General features: G+C 72.2%; 18 protein-coding genes and 1 other RNA gene. 7 read left to right on the top strand and 12 right to left on the bottom strand.

Annotated elements, in window-relative coordinates; genetic code table 11:
* Window positions 1–9: 9 nt before the first annotated feature.
* Window positions 10–345, top strand: coding sequence for a MazG-like family protein (locus ACFY01_RS10200; protein ID WP_390735226.1), 336 nt, complete (start codon window positions 10–12; stop codon window positions 343–345).
* Between the two features lie 398 nt (window positions 346–743).
* On the opposite strand, the gene ACFY01_RS10205 is transcribed toward ACFY01_RS10200, so the two are convergent.
* Window positions 744–1,364, bottom strand: coding sequence for a hypothetical protein (locus ACFY01_RS10205; RefSeq protein WP_390735227.1), 621 nt, complete (start codon window positions 1,362–1,364; stop codon window positions 744–746).
* Window positions 1,365–1,550: 186 nt separating this feature from the next.
* Here ACFY01_RS10205 and ACFY01_RS10210 point away from each other — a divergent pair, with 186 nt between their 5' ends.
* Window positions 1,551–2,555: a winged helix-turn-helix domain-containing protein gene (locus ACFY01_RS10210; protein ID WP_390735228.1), complete on the top strand. Its 1,005-nt coding sequence runs from the start codon at window positions 1,551–1,553 to the stop codon at window positions 2,553–2,555.
* Between the two features lie 16 nt (window positions 2,556–2,571).
* On the opposite strand, the gene ACFY01_RS10215 is transcribed toward ACFY01_RS10210, so the two are convergent.
* The 8 genes from ACFY01_RS10215 to ACFY01_RS10250 all read right to left on the bottom strand — a co-directional run bounded on the left by ACFY01_RS10215 (window position 2,572) and on the right by ACFY01_RS10250 (window position 7,746).
* Window positions 2,572–2,847 carry a hypothetical protein gene (locus ACFY01_RS10215; protein ID WP_390735229.1) on the bottom strand — a complete coding sequence of 92 codons (276 nt, stop codon included), beginning with the start codon at window positions 2,845–2,847 and terminating at the stop codon, window positions 2,572–2,574.
* A 300-nt stretch (window positions 2,848–3,147) separates the two neighbouring features.
* An RNA gene (rnpB, locus tag ACFY01_RS10220) (RNase P RNA component class A) lies at window positions 3,148–3,554 on the bottom strand.
* An 18-nt stretch (window positions 3,555–3,572) separates the two neighbouring features.
* Window positions 3,573–4,166 (bottom strand): Uma2 family endonuclease, encoded by a 594-nt coding sequence (locus ACFY01_RS10225; RefSeq protein ID WP_390735230.1) that lies wholly within the window; start codon window positions 4,164–4,166, stop codon window positions 3,573–3,575.
* A 91-nt stretch (window positions 4,167–4,257) separates the two neighbouring features.
* Entirely contained in the window at window positions 4,258–5,187 is a 930-nt protein-coding gene (locus ACFY01_RS10230; protein ID WP_390735231.1) for a DMT family transporter, read from the bottom strand.
* Window positions 5,184–6,050 carry a helix-turn-helix domain-containing protein gene (locus ACFY01_RS10235; RefSeq protein WP_390735232.1) on the bottom strand — a complete coding sequence of 289 codons (867 nt, stop codon included), beginning with the start codon at window positions 6,048–6,050 and terminating at the stop codon, window positions 5,184–5,186. Before ACFY01_RS10235 ends, ACFY01_RS10230 begins: the two co-directional genes overlap by 4 nt.
* A gap of 37 nt (window positions 6,051–6,087) precedes the next feature.
* The gene (locus ACFY01_RS10240; protein WP_390735284.1) at window positions 6,088–6,597 is read right to left on the bottom strand and encodes a TetR/AcrR family transcriptional regulator; all 510 of its coding nucleotides are present in this window, start codon (window positions 6,595–6,597) and stop codon (window positions 6,088–6,090) included.
* Window positions 6,598–6,601: 4 nt separating this feature from the next.
* Window positions 6,602–7,024 carry a DUF4260 family protein gene (locus ACFY01_RS10245; RefSeq protein WP_390735233.1) on the bottom strand — a complete coding sequence of 141 codons (423 nt, stop codon included), beginning with the start codon at window positions 7,022–7,024 and terminating at the stop codon, window positions 6,602–6,604.
* 92 nt (window positions 7,025–7,116) lie between these two features.
* The gene (locus ACFY01_RS10250; protein ID WP_390735234.1) at window positions 7,117–7,746 is read right to left on the bottom strand and encodes a TetR/AcrR family transcriptional regulator; all 630 of its coding nucleotides are present in this window, start codon (window positions 7,744–7,746) and stop codon (window positions 7,117–7,119) included.
* Window positions 7,747–7,794: 48 nt separating this feature from the next.
* Between ACFY01_RS10250 and ACFY01_RS10255 the strand changes: the two genes are divergently transcribed.
* From ACFY01_RS10255 to eda, 5 genes are all read left to right on the top strand, one after another.
* On the top strand, window positions 7,795–9,366 hold the full coding sequence (locus tag ACFY01_RS10255; RefSeq protein ID WP_390735235.1) for an FAD-dependent monooxygenase: 1,572 nt from the start codon (window positions 7,795–7,797) through the stop codon (window positions 9,364–9,366).
* Window positions 9,367–9,455: 89 nt separating this feature from the next.
* Window positions 9,456–10,205, top strand: a complete 750-nt coding sequence (locus ACFY01_RS10260; RefSeq protein ID WP_390735236.1) for a MerR family transcriptional regulator — start codon at window positions 9,456–9,458, stop codon at window positions 10,203–10,205.
* Complete coding sequence (locus ACFY01_RS10265; protein WP_390735237.1) at window positions 10,202–10,789, top strand: hypothetical protein; 588 nt, start codon at window positions 10,202–10,204, stop codon at window positions 10,787–10,789. The genes ACFY01_RS10260 and ACFY01_RS10265 overlap by 4 nt, the downstream gene beginning before the upstream one ends.
* Window positions 10,790–10,848: 59 nt before the next feature.
* A complete protein-coding gene (gene yaaA / locus ACFY01_RS10270; RefSeq protein ID WP_390735238.1) occupies window positions 10,849–11,631 on the top strand; it encodes a peroxide stress protein YaaA in 783 nt (260 codons plus the stop codon).
* 72 nt (window positions 11,632–11,703) lie between these two features.
* Window positions 11,704–12,378 carry a bifunctional 4-hydroxy-2-oxoglutarate aldolase/2-dehydro-3-deoxy-phosphogluconate aldolase gene (gene eda, locus ACFY01_RS10275; protein ID WP_390735239.1) on the top strand — a complete coding sequence of 225 codons (675 nt, stop codon included), beginning with the start codon at window positions 11,704–11,706 and terminating at the stop codon, window positions 12,376–12,378.
* Here the strand turns inward: eda and ACFY01_RS10280 are convergent.
* The 3 genes from ACFY01_RS10280 to ACFY01_RS10290 are packed head-to-tail and all read right to left on the bottom strand — an operon-like array spanning window position 12,350 to window position 15,281.
* Window positions 12,350–13,672 carry a bifunctional RNase H/acid phosphatase gene (locus tag ACFY01_RS10280; RefSeq protein ID WP_390735240.1) on the bottom strand — a complete coding sequence of 441 codons (1,323 nt, stop codon included), beginning with the start codon at window positions 13,670–13,672 and terminating at the stop codon, window positions 12,350–12,352. The two genes, eda and ACFY01_RS10280, sit on opposite strands and share 29 nt — an antisense overlap.
* Window positions 13,673–13,683: 11 nt before the next feature.
* The gene (locus ACFY01_RS10285) at window positions 13,684–14,427 is read right to left on the bottom strand and encodes a zinc ribbon domain-containing protein (protein ID WP_390735285.1); all 744 of its coding nucleotides are present in this window, start codon (window positions 14,425–14,427) and stop codon (window positions 13,684–13,686) included.
* A complete protein-coding gene (locus tag ACFY01_RS10290; RefSeq protein WP_390735241.1) occupies window positions 14,424–15,281 on the bottom strand; it encodes a Nif3-like dinuclear metal center hexameric protein in 858 nt (285 codons plus the stop codon). The genes ACFY01_RS10285 and ACFY01_RS10290 overlap by 4 nt, the downstream gene beginning before the upstream one ends.
* Window positions 15,282–15,443 lie beyond the last annotated feature (162 nt).

Genomic DNA, 15,443 nt, shown 5'->3' on the forward strand with positions numbered 1-15,443 from the left:
CTGCGTCCCATGACCGATCAGGCCCCGGACCTCTGGCCCACCATCGACGCCCTGCGGACCTGGCTGGACGCCGACCGCCCACCCGACGCGGCGGATTCCCTCCTCCTGCGCATCCTGAAACTCTCGGAGGAGGTCGGTGAGGTCGCCCAGGCGGTGATCGGCACGACCGGCCGCAACCCCCGCAAGGGCGTAACCCACACCTGGCAGGACGTCGAGGCCGAGCTCTGCGACGTCGTCATCACGGCGCTGGTGGCGTTGCGCACGCTCACGCCGGACGCGCGGGAGGTGTTCGCGGGGCATCTGGCGAGGGTGGCGGAGCGGTCGCTGGGCACCGACCGGTTGTGAGCAACGGACGCGTCGGGCTGTACGCCGGGCACACCTGACGCGCTCTTCCGACCTGGGCTTGGTGACCCAGGCCCGGATCTGACTTGTCCAGGCCTCCGACCGCCTGACTGGAGCGGCGGGCGGTCGGCGGGCCATGCACTTCACGGGGAGGAAACCTCCGCCTTCGGTTGTCTACCAGCCCCGAATGCTCCGGGCACCTCCGGCGGCGGAATGTGTCCACCCGGTCGCCGCATCCCCTGCGATGCCCCGCCTCGCTGCAGCGCGTCTCGCACTACGACGTTGTGCCCAGCGTCTGGCTCGGCCGGTTCGGCCCGCCTTGTGGCAGCTGCCACCCACCATCGCGCGGCCGGCCGCACTGAGCAGCCGACCGCGCTCCCCCGCAGGTGGATGGCCTGTAGTCAGCAGTTGCGGACAGTGTGGACGTAGGTCCAGTCGCCGACGGCGTCATAGCTGTGCGCCGGCGGCGTGGTGTAGAGGAGAGTGCCGTTGGGCCTGTACATCCGTGCACGGGTGCCGGTGGTCTGGTTGTTGTCCCACGAGCCCGGACCGGTCCACGGGATGGTGTAGACGCCGCACGAGTACATGTCTATGTGGCTGCCGGTCCAGTAGGTGCCGCTGTAGGCGCAGAAGTGGTGGTAGTCCGCTCCCCCTCCCGCGCAGGGGTCCGCAGCGGCCGGACGCCCGGAGGCAGAGGGGAAGGAGCGGGGGCGAGCCTCCCCAGGAATGGCGACGTACACCTTGCCCTGACCATTGAGGTCGATCGTGTTGGGGGACACCTGGGTCCCGCCCGTCGCCGTGAGGTATCGGTCGACTTCCGCCTGCAGGCTGGCGGCCTGGGTCCTGGTGAGGTGGGCGGCTGCGGCCTGCGCGGCGAAGTCCGGGTGGGCGGGAGCGGCGTCGGCCGCGCCGGCGGTCCCTGCGGCGAGCGCGAGGAAGGCGCCGGTCAGTGCGGCGATGAGCCGTCCCCTGCTGGTGCAGTGCTTCCGGCGAGCCGGCGAGGCCGAAACGATGCGCTTCACGTAGGTGATCCTTTCGGTGGATCGGTCATCGGGCTGTACGACACGCGAGTGCGCCGTGGCGTCCGGCACCTCGCGCTCAGACCACTCTCGGTGTCCGGCAGGGGGCACCTCGACCTGATTCGGTCTGGCCCGAACAAGGACAAATCCGGAAGGCTCTCGTCAGGCTGCCGAGCATGCGGGGAGATCGTGGTCTATCGCATTCACTTCACGGCTGAGGACCTGGCGCGCACCCGGGTGGCCGCGGCTCCGCTGCCGTCCGTCGAACTGGACATCGCCGTGCGCATGGTGCAGGAGCGCAGTCATCCCGTGCGCTTCGGCGCGTGGCGGCAGCAGGCGCTCCGGCGTCTGAGACCGCAGGCGCGCATGATCCTTGACCTCATCTCACCAAGGGGCGCGTCTCCGGATTTCCTGGGGGCAACGCAGACCGACAGTCCGGAAGAGTTCCTGCAACAGGTTCGCTCCACGCCGTCATCACGGGTGCAGCGGGACCTGGCCCGCATCGCCGAGCGCCGCGCACTCCCGGCGTGGGTGCGCCGGCTCGCCGACGACGAGGAGCTCCTGGAGCAACTTTGGGACACGTGGGAGCACGTGTACGAGCAACTGCTGGGCTCCTACTGGCCGCACATCGTCGAGCGTGTCGCCGCCGAACGCGCCGCACGCATGCGCGACGTGCTCGAAGGTGGCATCGCGCGCCTGTTCGCCGGCCTGAACCCGCAGCGCATCCGCTGGGAGGCACCAGTACTGCACATCACCATGGCCTCGGGGCTCGACGCGGATCTGCGCCTGGAGGGCCGGGGACTGCTGCTGGTCCCCTCGGTGTTCGGCTGCGAGTCCCCGGTCGTCAATCCCGACGCCCAGCCGCAACCCATGCTGACTTATCCGGCCGACGGCGACCAGCGCCCACTCCTGCTAACCGCCACCCTCCATGCCAGCACGTCCCACAACCCGGCAGCATCCCTGGCCACGTTACTGGGCCGCACCAGAGCCGCCGTGCTCGTCGCCATCGCCGAGCGGCCGGGATGCACCACGAGGGAACTGGCCACCACGGTCGGCGTCGCTCCGGCGAGTGCCAGCGAACACGCCACCGTTCTGCGCACCGCCGGACTGATCGACACCATGCGGCTCAAGAACATGGCGCTACACAGCCCCACTTCCACAGGCCTCGCGTTGCTGGACTCCGGTACCGACTGACGTAGACACGCCTTGTCTATGCGGCTCGCCGTACCGGTTCCGACGGCCGCTGAGACTCGTCAGGCCCGGAGACCGAGGGAGGTGGGAGGGTCGGTTCCGCGAAGGAGTCGAGCATGGTCACTCCGAAGCGCCGTGCGAGGGGTGCGGCAGCCATGGCCATGGCCAGGACGATCGGCGCGGTGAACTCTCCTGCGGCTCCAAACTGCTCGACCAGCTGGCTCTGCCAGGCCGCCGGCGTCGACTTGGCGGGGGCCTGGCTGGCGCGCGTGGTGAAGGATTCCAGGACGCCCACGGCCGCGTAGGTGACGGTGCCTGCCCGGGTCGGCGTTGCGTACGGCCCAGATGTCGATGCAGGTCAGCAGGGCGCGCACACCGTACAGCCCATCCGCGACGTCCCCGGTCGGCGAGGTGGGGAAGACAGGATGGGGTCCCACCCGTCCCCACCGAACGCCCGCTTGCCGCATCCGACTGGCAACAGTGAGACCGCGAAGCACGAGCCGCCCACAGGGAACGCGGGCCCATGGGTCACTGGCCGGAAAGGGCCTCCGACGCAGGTCAGAGGCCCCTTCTCAGGCAAAGCCGCAGCTGGCGGCAGACGAGTCGGGCTGTACGCCGGGTTCTGTTCCGGGGGGTCCTCGCGGGCCCTCCGGCGACGGCCATCCATCTAGGGCCGGCGTTGCCGCCGGTCTCGTGCGGTCTACCCGCGGACTCGGGCGGGCAGCCCTCGAACGTCCGCGCAGAGCGCGCCTTTCACAGCGGCTCCTTTTGACCTTGCTCCGGGTGGGGTTTACCTAGCTGCCCAGGTCACCCTGGGCACTGGTGGTCTCTTACACCACCGTTTCACCCTTACCGAGGACCGAGGTCCCCGGCGGTTTGTTTTCTGTGGCACTGTCCCGCGGGTCACCCCGGGTGGCCGTTAGCCACCACCCTGCCCTGTGGAGCCCGGACGTTCCTCGGGAAGCCCCCTGAGGGACTCCACGCGGCCGCCCGCCCGGCTCGTCTGCCGTAGCGACCATGTTACCGGGCGGGAGGTGCGGTTACGTCCGCTGTCTCGAGGTCGAAGGCGAAGGGCTCCGGAAGGGTGACCGGCTTGCCGAGCGGGCGGGTGCGGATCTCGCGGTAGTCGTCGTTCACCGGATCGCTGAACAGCGTGATCGAGGAGGCATCACGGTCGATCAGCAGGTAGAGCGGGATGCCCGCGCGGGCGTAGCAGCGGCATCTGGTCTCACGCTCGGCCCTGGGCTTGGTGGACGGCACTTCGAGGACCATGGCGACGCCGTCGCAGGGCATCCATGCATCGGCGCCCCGGTACAGCCGCAATGCGGCGGGGGTGAAGGTGCCATCAGGGATCACGTGGTCCTTCGGGCAACCACCCCCGCTCTTAAGCCTGAGGCCCTTGTTCGCGGAGAAGTCCATGTCGGTTCCTGACCGCCTGATCACTTGCTTCATGATCAAGCTGATGCAGTCCTCGTGGTCCCCGCCCCGCGGCGGTGTCACGACGATCTTCCCCTCGATCAGTTCGGCTCGGAAGCCCTCCGGGGTGTCGGCGGACAGGAAGATGTGCAGCAGGCCCTCGGCCGGGGTGGTGGGCTCATCGGCCACGGCAGTCATGTCATACCCCTCCTTCGGTCGTCGCCAGAGTGGGGCATCCCAAGATCACCTGTCCGTGGGATCGGGGGCCGTTCCCACGATCGGGGCACCCCTAGGCGGACTCCACCCGACCCTCCGCCCGGCTCGGCTGCGGGGCCGAGCCTGTCACCGGGGTCGTGCCACGCCGCGTACCGGCGGCCGTGGCCAGTACCGAGCCCGCCAGGATCAGGGCGAAGGCGAGGCCGATGGCGGGGGTGAGGGACTCGTCGAGGAACACCGCTCCGGCCGCCACCGCCACCGCCGGGTTGACGTAGGTGATGACCGAGGCGCGGGTCGGGCCGATCTCCTTGATCAGTTCGAGGAAGGCGACGAAGGCGACCGCGGTGCAGAGGACGCCGAGGCCGGCGAGGGCGGCCAGGACGTGGCCGGAGGGGAGGGCCGAGGGCCAGGTGGCCGCGGCGGCGGGGGCGTAGAGGAGGGCTGTGAGGGCCAGGCAGGGGGTGATCAGGTGGAGGGTGGGGACGTCTTTCATGCGGCGCGCCGCTATCAGGGGTGCCGTCGCGTAGCCGAGGACCGTGACCAGCACCTCGGCCAGCGAGCGGGCGTCGCCGCCGGTCAGGTGGGGGACCGTGAGCACGGCGACCCCGGCGAGACCGACGCCCAGTCCGGTCACCCGCCGCATGCTCAGCCGTTCCGTGTCGCCGAAGAGCCGGGCCGCGACCACACCGGCGATCGGGACGCCCGCGATCAGCAGGCCGGCCGTGGAGCTGGACAGGTGCCGTTCGGCGTCGGTGAGGGTGAGCCAGGGGCCGACGATCTCCAGGCACGCGAAGGCCAGCATGGGGCGCCAGTGGTCCCGTACGTTCCGTATCAGGCCCTTCTGGCGCAGGGCGAAGGGGAGCAGGAGAGCGGCGCCGAGCGCACAGCGCGTGAACACCACCATGGCCGGGGACACCGCGTCCACCGCCACTTTGATCATCAGGTAGGGGACGCCCCAGATCACTCCCATGAGGGAGAACAGGAACCAGCCGCGTGCAGTCATGTGGACGAGTGTCGGTCCCATCGCCCGGGCGGGTCTTGAACGTCGTTGCGCACGCTGGTGCGGTACGCCGCCGGGGTCACCCCCAGCACGCGGCGGAACCAGCGGGTGAGGTGCGCCTGGTCGGCGAAGCCGACGAGCGATGCCACCTCGGCGGGGCGCAGGCCCGTCTCCAGCAGGCGGCGGGCCCGGGCGACCCGGTGCTGGGCGAGCCAGGCGTAGGGGGGTATGCCCATCGCGGTGCGGAAGGCGCGCAGGAGCTGGTAGCGGGACAGGTCCAGTTCGGCGGCGAGGTCGGCCAGGGAGGGCGGGGCGAGGAGTTCGTCGGCGAGGCGGTCGCGTACGACGTGTGCGATGTGGTCGGCGCCGGGCACGGTGTCGTTCACCGCGCGGGCCGTGGAGTGGCGGCGGGCCAGTGCGGTGAGCAGCCAGGGGAGGCGGGACTCGGTCTCCAAGGGGTCGGGGCAAGCGCTGAGTTCGGTGTGCGTGACGTGCAGGGCGGTGGACAGTTCCGGGTCGTCGAGCACGGCTTCGCAAAAGTGCGGGAGGCCGCCGAGGGTGCCGTCGGTGAGGAGGGAGCTCTCGGCGTACAGGGCCCGGTAGGAGTAGCCGTCGCAGGGGTCGGCGGGGCCGCCGGTGTGCATCTCGCCGGGGGCGAGGACGACGATGGAGCCCGGGCCCGAGCGGATCAGGCCGCCCCGGTAGTCGATGGCCTCGCAGCCGCCGGTGGTGACGCCGATGGTGTACTCGTCGTGCGCGTGCGGGGCGTAGACGTGGGTGTCGAAGCAGGCGGTCAGCAGGTCGAGGGGTGGACCGCAGCGGCCGAGCCGTGCTCTGGTCCACGTGGCCTGCTCGCGTTCGTTCACGGCGCCCCCCCCTTGTTCACGGCCCCCTGCTCATGCCCTAAGGGTGCAACGCCTTCAGGCCCCGTTTCCATGCCGCCGCCAGGTCCGCGTCGTCGGGAAACCGGCCGTGGATCTCCAGGATCACCATGCCGTGCGCGAAGGCCCAGATGGCGCGGGCCAGGTCCAGGTCGCCGCCGCAGGCCCGCATGAGCGGCAGCGCGGCGCGGTCCTCCAGGCCGGCGGGGAGTTCGGCGCGCGGCAGGGGGCGTTCGGTGGCCAGGCAGTAGAGGTGCGGGTGGGCGAGGGCGTAGGCCCGGTAGGCCTCGGCCAGTGCCTCCAGCGAACCGGGGGCGCGGGACTCGGTGGCCTCCAGGGCCTCGGCCGACTCCGTGAGCATCTCCGCGACCAGTTCGACCTCTACGGCGTGCTTGTCGGGGAAGTGCTTGTAGAGGGAGGGGGCCTTGATGCCGAGCCGGTCGGCGAGGGTCCGCATGGTGAGCAGGGCGGGCCCGGACTCCTCCAGGAGTTCGCGGGCGGCCGCGACGATCTCCCGTGCCCTGGGGGTCAGCCGTTCAGCCACGCTGGAAGCCCTCCTTCGTCCGCAGTCCGTATCCGAAGGCGCGATCGTACGAGATGTGCGCGAGCCAGCCGCACAGGGCGGCGAAGCCGGGGGCCCACGCGATGGGGGCCACCGTGTAGAGGGCGATTAGCGCGACGGGGACCAGGGCCCGGTGCATCGCGTTGTAGTACGGCACCGCGCGGGGCGCCAGCTGCCCCTTCGCCATGCGGGGCGCCTCGTCGACGGCGACCAGGAAGGTCAGGTCGGGCAGGACGAGGAAGAGCAGGGCCGGGGCGCCCGCGAGCCAGCCGTGGTTCATCGCCTCCAGCACCGCGAAGGCGGACCAGAACAGGGCGCCGGCGAGCCAGGCGGTGCGGCGCAGGACGGTGAGGGTGGTGCGGGACGGTACGGACGTGGTCGCACTCGTACTGGTCACGGCTACTGCCTCCTGAGGCCGGGACGACGTCGGGCTAACGTCGTTAGCCAGTACGGTATGGCTAACGACGTTAGCCGTCAAGGGACGGGAGGCTACGCCGTCATCCGCTCCAGCGCGTCGAAGGCCACCCCCAACCGGACCCGGTGATCCTCGGCCACCTCGTCCACCGGGTCACCCGCGAGCAGGCGCCGCGCCGAGGCGACGTAGACCGTGCGGTACGCGGCGACGGTCAGCGCCGCGAGCAGTTCCGGATCGGCGACACCCGCCTCCGTGAAGGCTCCGGCGAGCGCCTCCTCCAACTCCTCCACCCCTTCCCGGGCGCGGGCCCTGAGGCCGGGCGAGTCGGCGACGACCCGCCAGAAGGCCGCGAAGCCGTCCCCCACCCCGCCCAACGGGTGCCGGTGGTCGAGGAGTTCGAGTGCGAGACGGCGCAGCGCGGCCAGCGGGGCCTCACCGGGACCGCGCCACCGCACGGCTCCGGTGAAGGCCTCGACAGCCTCCGGAATGCGGTCGAGGAACAGGTCCTCCTTGCGCGGGAAGTAGTTGAAGACGGTCATGGCGGAGACACCGGCGGCCCGGGCGACCTCCGCGACGGTCACCTGGTCGAAGCCGCGCTGCGCGAACAGCCCGGTCGCGATGTCGGAGATCCGTTGCCGGGTCTGCCGCTTCTTGCGTTCCCGCAGGGGGAGTTCGACCTCCCAAGCCTCCTGGTCATCAATCACGGGAAAACTATAGCGAGCAAAAACTTTTAGTGACTACAGTGAGTTTCCATGACGACGACGGATTACGACGTGGTGGTGGCCGGCGCCGGGCCGGTGGGGCTCTTCCTCGGCTGCGAATTACGGCTCGGCGGTGCGCGGGTGCTGGTCGTGGAGCGGCTCACCGAGGTGGACGAGACGATCAAGGCGGGCTCGATCAACACACCCAGCGCGGTGGCGTTCTACCGGCGGGGGCTGCTGCCCGAACTGGCGGCCGTGTGGGAGAAGATCCTGAGCGGGCTGCGGGCCTTCGCGCAGACCCGGGGCGACGGCGGTGAGCCACGCCTGCCTCCGAAGTTCGCCGGGCACTTCGCCGGGATCATGATGAGCACCGACCTGTTCGACGACTCCGACCCGGCTTTCGCGGACGTCGGTCCGGCCGGTGAGGCCGGCCTGGGCGTGCCGCAGGCGGAGCTGGAACGGATCCTCGCCGCGCACGCCGAGAAGCTGGGCGTCGAGGTGCGCAGGGGCGTGGAGCTGACCGGGTTCGCGGACGACGGGGGCGGGGTGACCGTGACCCTCGCTCCCGCCGACGGATCCGCGCCCGAGGAGGTCCGCGCCGGCTGGCTGGTCGGCTGTGACGGCGGCCGCAGCACAGTCCGCAAGCTCGCCGGGTTCGACTTCCCGGGCACCCCGCCGGAGATCACCGGCTACCAGGCGGTCGTGGACATGACCGGCGCCGAGAGGCTGGGCACCGGCTGGAACACCACCGACACGGGAACATACGTCAACGGCCCCTTCCCGGGCCGCGTCCTCACCGTGGAGTTCGACGGGCCGCCGGCCGACCGGTTCGCACCGGTGACCAAAGAGGAGTTGCAAGCCGCCCTGCGCCGGGTGTCCGGCGTCCCCGAAGTGACCGTGCACAAGGTGCGCTCCCTCACCCGCTTCACCGACAACGCCCGCCAGGCGACCACCTACCGCAAGGGCCGGGTCCTGCTCGCGGGCGACGCCGCGCACGTGCACTCGCCGTTCGGCGGGCAGGGGCTCAACCTGGGCGTCGGGGACGCGATGAACCTCGGCTGGAAGCTCGCCGCCGTGGTGCGCGGCCGGGCCCCGGAGACCCTGCTGGATTCCTACACCGCGGAGCGGCACCCGATCGGCGCCTGGGTGCTCGACTGGACGCGCGCCCAGATCGCCCTGATGCGGCCCGACCGGCACGCCCGCGCCCTGCGCCGGGTGGTCACCGACCTCGCACTGACGACCACCGGCACCACCTATCTCGTCAAGCAGATCTCCGGCGTCTGGCAGCACTACGACCTGCCCGGCGACCACCTCCTGACCGGCCACAGCGCCCCCGACCTCGAACTCGCCGACGGCACCCGCCTCGGCGACCGCCTCCACACCGGCCGCGCCCTCCTGCTCGACCTCACCGACGATCCCGAGCTGCGGGCCCGCGCCGACGGCTACGCCGGCCTGGTCGACGTCGTCACCACCACCTGCCCCGCCCGCCCGGACCTCGCGGCCCTGCTGGTACGGCCGGACGGTTTCGTGGCGTGGGCGTCCGACGGTGGCAGGGGGGATTCCGGGACCTCCCTGGCCGAGGCCCTGGAGCGCTGGTTCGGCGCGGCGGCACTTCCGGCCTGACCTGACACGACCTGACACACATCCCTGACCTGACACATCCCTGCCCCGGCACTTGACCCTGACGCAACGTCAACGTCTGTACTGCTGTCATGCGGATCGGAGAACTCGCCGCCGCGGTCGGCGTCACGACGCGTACCGTGCGGCACTACCACCACCTCGGCCTGCTCCCCGAACCGGAGCGCCTGGCGAACGGATACCGGCACTACACCCTCCGCCACGCCGTCGTCCTCGCCCGGATCCGGCGGCTGACGGAACTGGGGCTCGGGCTGGCCGAGGTGCGGGACGTGCTCGTGGACGACGCCGGCAAGGACCTCGTCGAGGTGCTCACCGAACTCGACGAGGACCTGGCCCGTCAGGAAGCAGAGCTGCGTGAGCGCCGGGCGCGGCTGCGGGGGTTGCTGGAGCACGGGGAGCTGCCCGCCGAGGGGCCCGTGTCCGCCGAACTGGCCTCCCTGCTCAGCGGGATGGCCGATCCGTCGGACTCGCCGATGGCGGCCAAGGACCGGGACATCCTCACGCTGCTCGACACCGCGGCTCCCGCCGAGGCGCGGGAGCGGATGTTCACCGCGCTGCGCGGCGCCCTCGGCTCGCCGGACGTCCTGGCCCGGGCCCAGGAGGCGTACGCGCTGCTCGACCAGCTCGCGGACGCCGAACCGGGCGACCCGCGGGTGGCGGAGGCGGCCCGGGCGCTGGCCGCGTGCCTCCCGCCGGAGCTGCGCTCCGGGGCGCCCGTGGACCACGACAACGCCGTACTCCGCGCCGTCTACGCCGACATGGCACCGGCCCAGGCGGAGGTGGTCCGCCGCGTGCTGCGGAACCTCACCGAGGGCCGGTCATGAGGGCGGCGTACACCCTGGTCCGCCACGAGGCGCGGCTGCTGGCGAGCCTGGCGCTGTGGCCGGCCCGGCGGCGCCCCGGCGCGGCCGCCGGCCAGGTCTTCGGGTACGCGCAGGGGCAGGGCGCGACGATGGCCGGGCTCGCCTTCGTGTGCGTGATCGAGACGTTCATGATGTCCGTGCTGCTGCGCCGCTGGCCGATCCCGCACGGGGTGGTGCTGGCCCTGGACGTGTACACGGTGGTGTTCGTCGTCGCCCTGCACGCGGCCTGCGTGGTCCACCCGCACGTCCTGACCGCCGACACCCTGCGGGTACGACATGGGGTCCACGTCGACCTGCGCATACCGCTGGAGACGATCACGGCCGTACGGCGCGAGGTGCGCTTCACCCAGGAGCGCGCCCCCGGCCGACTGGACGTCGCGGTCGGCTCCCGCACCTCCGTCACCCTTGAACTGGCGCAGCCCGTAAGGCACATGACGCTGCTCGGCCGCCGCCGCGAGGTGACCGAGGTCCGGCTGCACGCCGACGACGCCGACGCCCTCGTGCGCGCGCTCACCCGGGCGGATCGCAGGGCGGGGCGGGCGTAGGGCGGAGCGGCGCGGGGCAACCCGTACGCTGGCCCGGAGCTCGAGAGAAGGAGTACCCCGTGCTTGTCCTGCTGCCGCCCTCCGAAGGCAAGGCCGCCTCCGGGCGTGGCGCCCCGTTGAAGCTGGAGTCCCTGTCCCTGCCCGGACTGAACGCCGCGCGTGAGGCCGTGCTCGGGGAGTTGGTCGAGCTGTGCTCCGGTGACGAGGACAAGGCGCGCGAGGTGCTCGGGCTGAGCGAGGGGCTGCGCGGTGAGGTGGCCAAGAACGCGGGTCTGCGGACCGCCGGGGCGCGGCCGGCGGGTGAGACCTACACCGGGGTGCTGTACGACGCCCTGGACCTGGCCTCTCTGGACGCCGCCGCCAAGCGGCGGGCCGCCCGTTCGCTGCTGGTGTTCTCCGGGCTGTGGGGCGCGGTCCGGGTGACGGACCGGATCCCCTCCTACCGCTGCTCGATGGGCGTGAAGCTGCCCGGCCTTGGCGCGCTCGGCGCGCACTGGCGTACGCCGATGGCGGGGGTGCTGCCCGAGGCGGCCGGGAGCGGGCTGGTGCTGGACCTGCGGTCCGCCGCGTACGCCGCCGCCTGGAAGCCGGCCGGCGAGGTCGCCGGGCGGACCGCGACGGTACGGGTGCTGCACGCGCCGACCCGGAAGGTGGTCAGCCACTTCAACAAGGCGACGAAGGGGCGGATCGTGCGCAGCCTGCTGTCGGCCGGGGCGGCTCCCGAGGGGCCCGCCGAGCTGGTGGAGGCGCTGCGGGACCTGGGGTACGAGGTGGAGGCGGAGGCGCCCGCCAAGGCGGGGCGGCCGTGGGCGCTGGATGTGCTGGTGGCGGAGGTTCACTGACGGCACCCCCCTTTCGTTGCAGCATGCGCAATGACCTTTGCGCATGCTGAACACCCCGGGCACGATGAGCGCATGACCTCGCCGCTGCCCTCGTCCCCGGCTGCCTCCGTACTGGATCTCGCGCCCGCGCCCGTCGTGCCCGTGGTGGTCCTCTCCGACGCCGCCGACGCCGTACCGCTGGCACGGGCGCTGGTGGCCGGGGGGCTGTCCGCGATCGAGGTGACGCTGCGGACGCCTGCCGCACCGGAGGCGATCCGGGCGATCTCCGGGGCGGTGCCGGACGCGGTGGTCGGGGCGGGCACGGTGCTGACGCCCGGTCAGGTGGCCGAGTGCGCGGCCGCGGGGGCGCGGTTCCTGGTCAGCCCCGGCTGGACGGACGTACTGCTGGGGGCGATGCGGGAGTCCGGGGTGCCGTTCCTGCCGGGGGTGTCGACCGCCTCGGAGGTGGTGGCACTGCTCGAACGCGGGGTGCGGGAGATGAAGTTCTTCCCGGCGCAGGCTGCGGGCGGTACGGCGTATCTGCGGTCACTGGCAGGTCCGTTGCCGCAGGCGCGCTTCTGCCCGACGGGCGGCATCGGCCCTGACAACGCCCACGAGTATCTGTCCCTGCCCAACGTCGCCTGTGTGGGCGGGAGTTGGATGGTCCCGGCGGACGCCGTCGCCGCCCGGGACTGGGCCCGGGTCGAGGCGCTGGCGCGGACCGCCGCCGGACTCGGGCTCAGGAACGCAGGTGGGACGTGTCGTTGAACAGCCGTACGCTCGCGTTGCCGTCCGCGTAGTACGCCACCGCCGACAGTGAGGCCGCCGACAGCTCCATGCGGAACAGTGACTCGGGCGGGGCGCCGAGGGCGAGGCGTACGAAGGTCTTGATCGGGGTGACGTGCGTGACCAGCAGGACCGTACGGCCCGCGTACGCCGCGACCAGTTTGTCGCGGGTGACCGCGATCCGGGCGGCGGTGGCCGCGAAGCTCTCGCCGCCGCCGGTGGGTTCGGCGGCCGGGTCGGCGAGCCAGGTGTTCAGGTCGTCCGGGTAGCGCTCCCGCACCTCGCCGAAGGTGAGGCCCTCCCAGGCGCCGAAGTCCGTCTCCCGCAGCCCGTCGTCGATCGTCACCTCCAGTCCGAGCCGGGCGGCGACGATGCCCGCGGTCTCGCGGGTGCGGGCGAGGGGGGAGGCCACGACGGCCTGGATCGTGCCGCGCCTGGCCAGCGCGGTGGCGACCCGCCGCGCCTGCTCGCGGCCGACGTCGGACAGGGCGGGGTCGGTACCGCCGCTGCCCGAGAAACGCTTCTGCGGGGTGAGCGGGGTCTCGCCGTGGCGCAGGAGCACGAAGGTGGCGGGGGCACCGAGATCGGGGCCCGCGCTCCAACCGGGGGTGGAGGGGGCGGGGGTGGCCACGGTACGGGCCGCACGGACGTCGGCGGCGTCGGCGGCCTCGGTAGCGTCGGCGGCGTCAGTGGCGTCGGCCTCGGCACCGCCCTCCGCCGAGGTGGAGCCGGTGCCCCGGCCCGTCGTCAGAGCCGCGCGCGCCTTAGCCGCGCCCGCCGCCGCGTCCCCGGGCGGGCCCGACGGCTCCGGCAGCGCGGGCGGGGTGTCGAGTGCCGCGCGGGAGGCGGACGGGGACCACTGCTCGCCCTTGGCGCCCGCGTCCATCGCCTCGTTGGCCAGGCGGTCCGCGTGCTTGTTGCGCTCGCGGGGGATCCACTCGTAGGTGACCTGGCCGGCCGGGAAGACGCGGGCCGCCTGAGCCGCCAGGGGCTTCATGTCGGGGTGCTTGATCTTCCAGCGGCCCGACATCTGCTCGACGACGAGCTTGGAGTCCATGCGGACGTGGACCCGCGCGGCCGGGTCGAGCGCGTGTGCGGCGCGAAGGCCGGCCAGGAGGCCCCGGTACTCGGCCACGTTGTTGGTGACGACGCCGAGGTACTCCGCCGCCTCGCCCAGGGTCTCCCCCGTCGCCGCGTCGCTGACCACGGCGCCGTAACCGGCCGGTCCGGGGTTGCCCCGCGACCCGCCGTCGGCCTCGACGATGAACTCCCGCACCGCACTGGCTCCTAGAGGCCGGACTCGGACGTGCGCACCAGGATGCGGCGGCAGTTCTCGCAGCGCACCACCGTGTCGGGCGCCGCCGAGCGGATCTCGCTCAGCTCGGTGATCGCCAGCTCCTGGCGGCAGCCCTGGCAGGTGCGCTGGTACAGCTTGGCCGCGCCGATCCCGCCCTGCTGCTCGCGCAGCTTGTCGTACAGCTTGAGCAGGTCCGCGGGGACCGTGCCCGCGATGACCTCGCGCTCCTTGGTGACCGTGGCCGCCTCGCCGTCGATCTCCTCGAAGGCGGAGTCCCGGCGCCCGGTCGCGTCGTCGATCTTCGCCTGGACGGAGGCCACCCGCCCGGTCAGCTCGGCCACCCGCTCCTGCACGGACTCACGGCGCTCCATGACCTCCAGGACGACGTCCTCCAGGTCACCCTGCCGCTTGGCGAGGGAGACGATCTCCCGCTGGAGGTTCTCCAGGTCCTTGGGGCTGGTGACCGCGCCGGAGTCCAGGCGCTGCTGGTCCCGGGCGGCACGCTGGCGCACCTGGTCCACGTCCTGCTCGGCCTTGGTCTGCTCGCGGGCGGTGTCGCTCTCCTCGGTCTGCGCGGCCACCAGCAGGTCGCGCAGCTGCGTGAGGTCCTTGGTCAGCGACTCGATCTCGGCGTGCTCGGGCAGCGACTTCCGCTTGTGCGCCAGCTGCTGGAGACGGACGTCGAGGTCCTGGACGTCGAGGAGTCGGATCTGGTCGGCGGGCGCGGCGTTCAGTTGGGGGCTCCCATGGTGCTAGAGGTCGTGATGGACGCCGCGTGGGCGGTCCAGGGGTCGGTGACCGTCTTCGAGACGTGGACGCGCAGGTCCCAGCCGTGACGGTCGGAGATTTCGTCGAGCTGGGCGGCGGCCAGCTCGCACCAGGGCCATTCGGTGGCCCAGTGCGCCGCGTCGAGCAGCGCGAGCGGAGCGTGTGCGATCGCCTCGGAGGCCGGGTGGTGGCGCAGGTCCGCGGTGAGGAAGGCGTCCACGCCGGCCGCCCGGACCTGGTCGAAGAGGCTGTCGCCGGAGCCGCCGCTGACGGCGACCGTGTGCAGGACCGCCTCGGGGTCGCCGGCCACCCGGATGCCCTGCGCGGTGGCGGGCAGCCGTTCGGCGGCGCGGGCGGCGAACTCGCGCACGGTCACCGGGTGGTCCAGTTCGCAGACCCGCCCCAGGCCCCGGCGGCCCTCCGGGTCGGTCGGGTCCGGCACGAGGGGTCGTACGACCCGCAGGTCCAGCGCTCCGGCCAGCGCGTCGCTGACGCCCGGGTCGGCCGTGTCGGCGTTGGTGTGGGCGACGTGCAGCGCCACGTCGTTCTTGATGAGGGTGTGCACGACCCGGCCCTTGAAGGTCGAGGCCGCGACCGTGGTCGTACCGCGCAGATAGAGCGGGTGGTGGGTGACCAGCAGGTCGGCGCCGAGCTTCACGGCCTCCTCGACGATCTCCTGGACGGGGTCGACGGCGAACAGGACCCGGGTGACCTCCTGGTCGGGGTCGCCCACGACCGTGCCGACCGCGTCCCAGGACTCGGCCCGCTCGGCGGGCCACAGGTTCTCCAGCGCGGCGATGACTTCAGACAGACGGGGCACGGGGAAAAGGCTACCTGCCTGTTCCGCGCGGGTGTACCGACTCCGCCCCACCGGCCCCCTTCAGCACAGTCGCCCCCGTTTCCTCAGAGGAACCACCGCGCGGCCACCCGTACGTGTGAAGCGGCCGCCCGGCGCTCCCCCGTCCGTGCGTATGAAACCTAG

Source organism: Streptomyces sp. NPDC001480, assembly GCF_042894725.1.
In the GTDB taxonomy this organism is placed as follows: Bacteria; Actinomycetota; Actinomycetes; order Streptomycetales; family Streptomycetaceae; genus Streptomyces.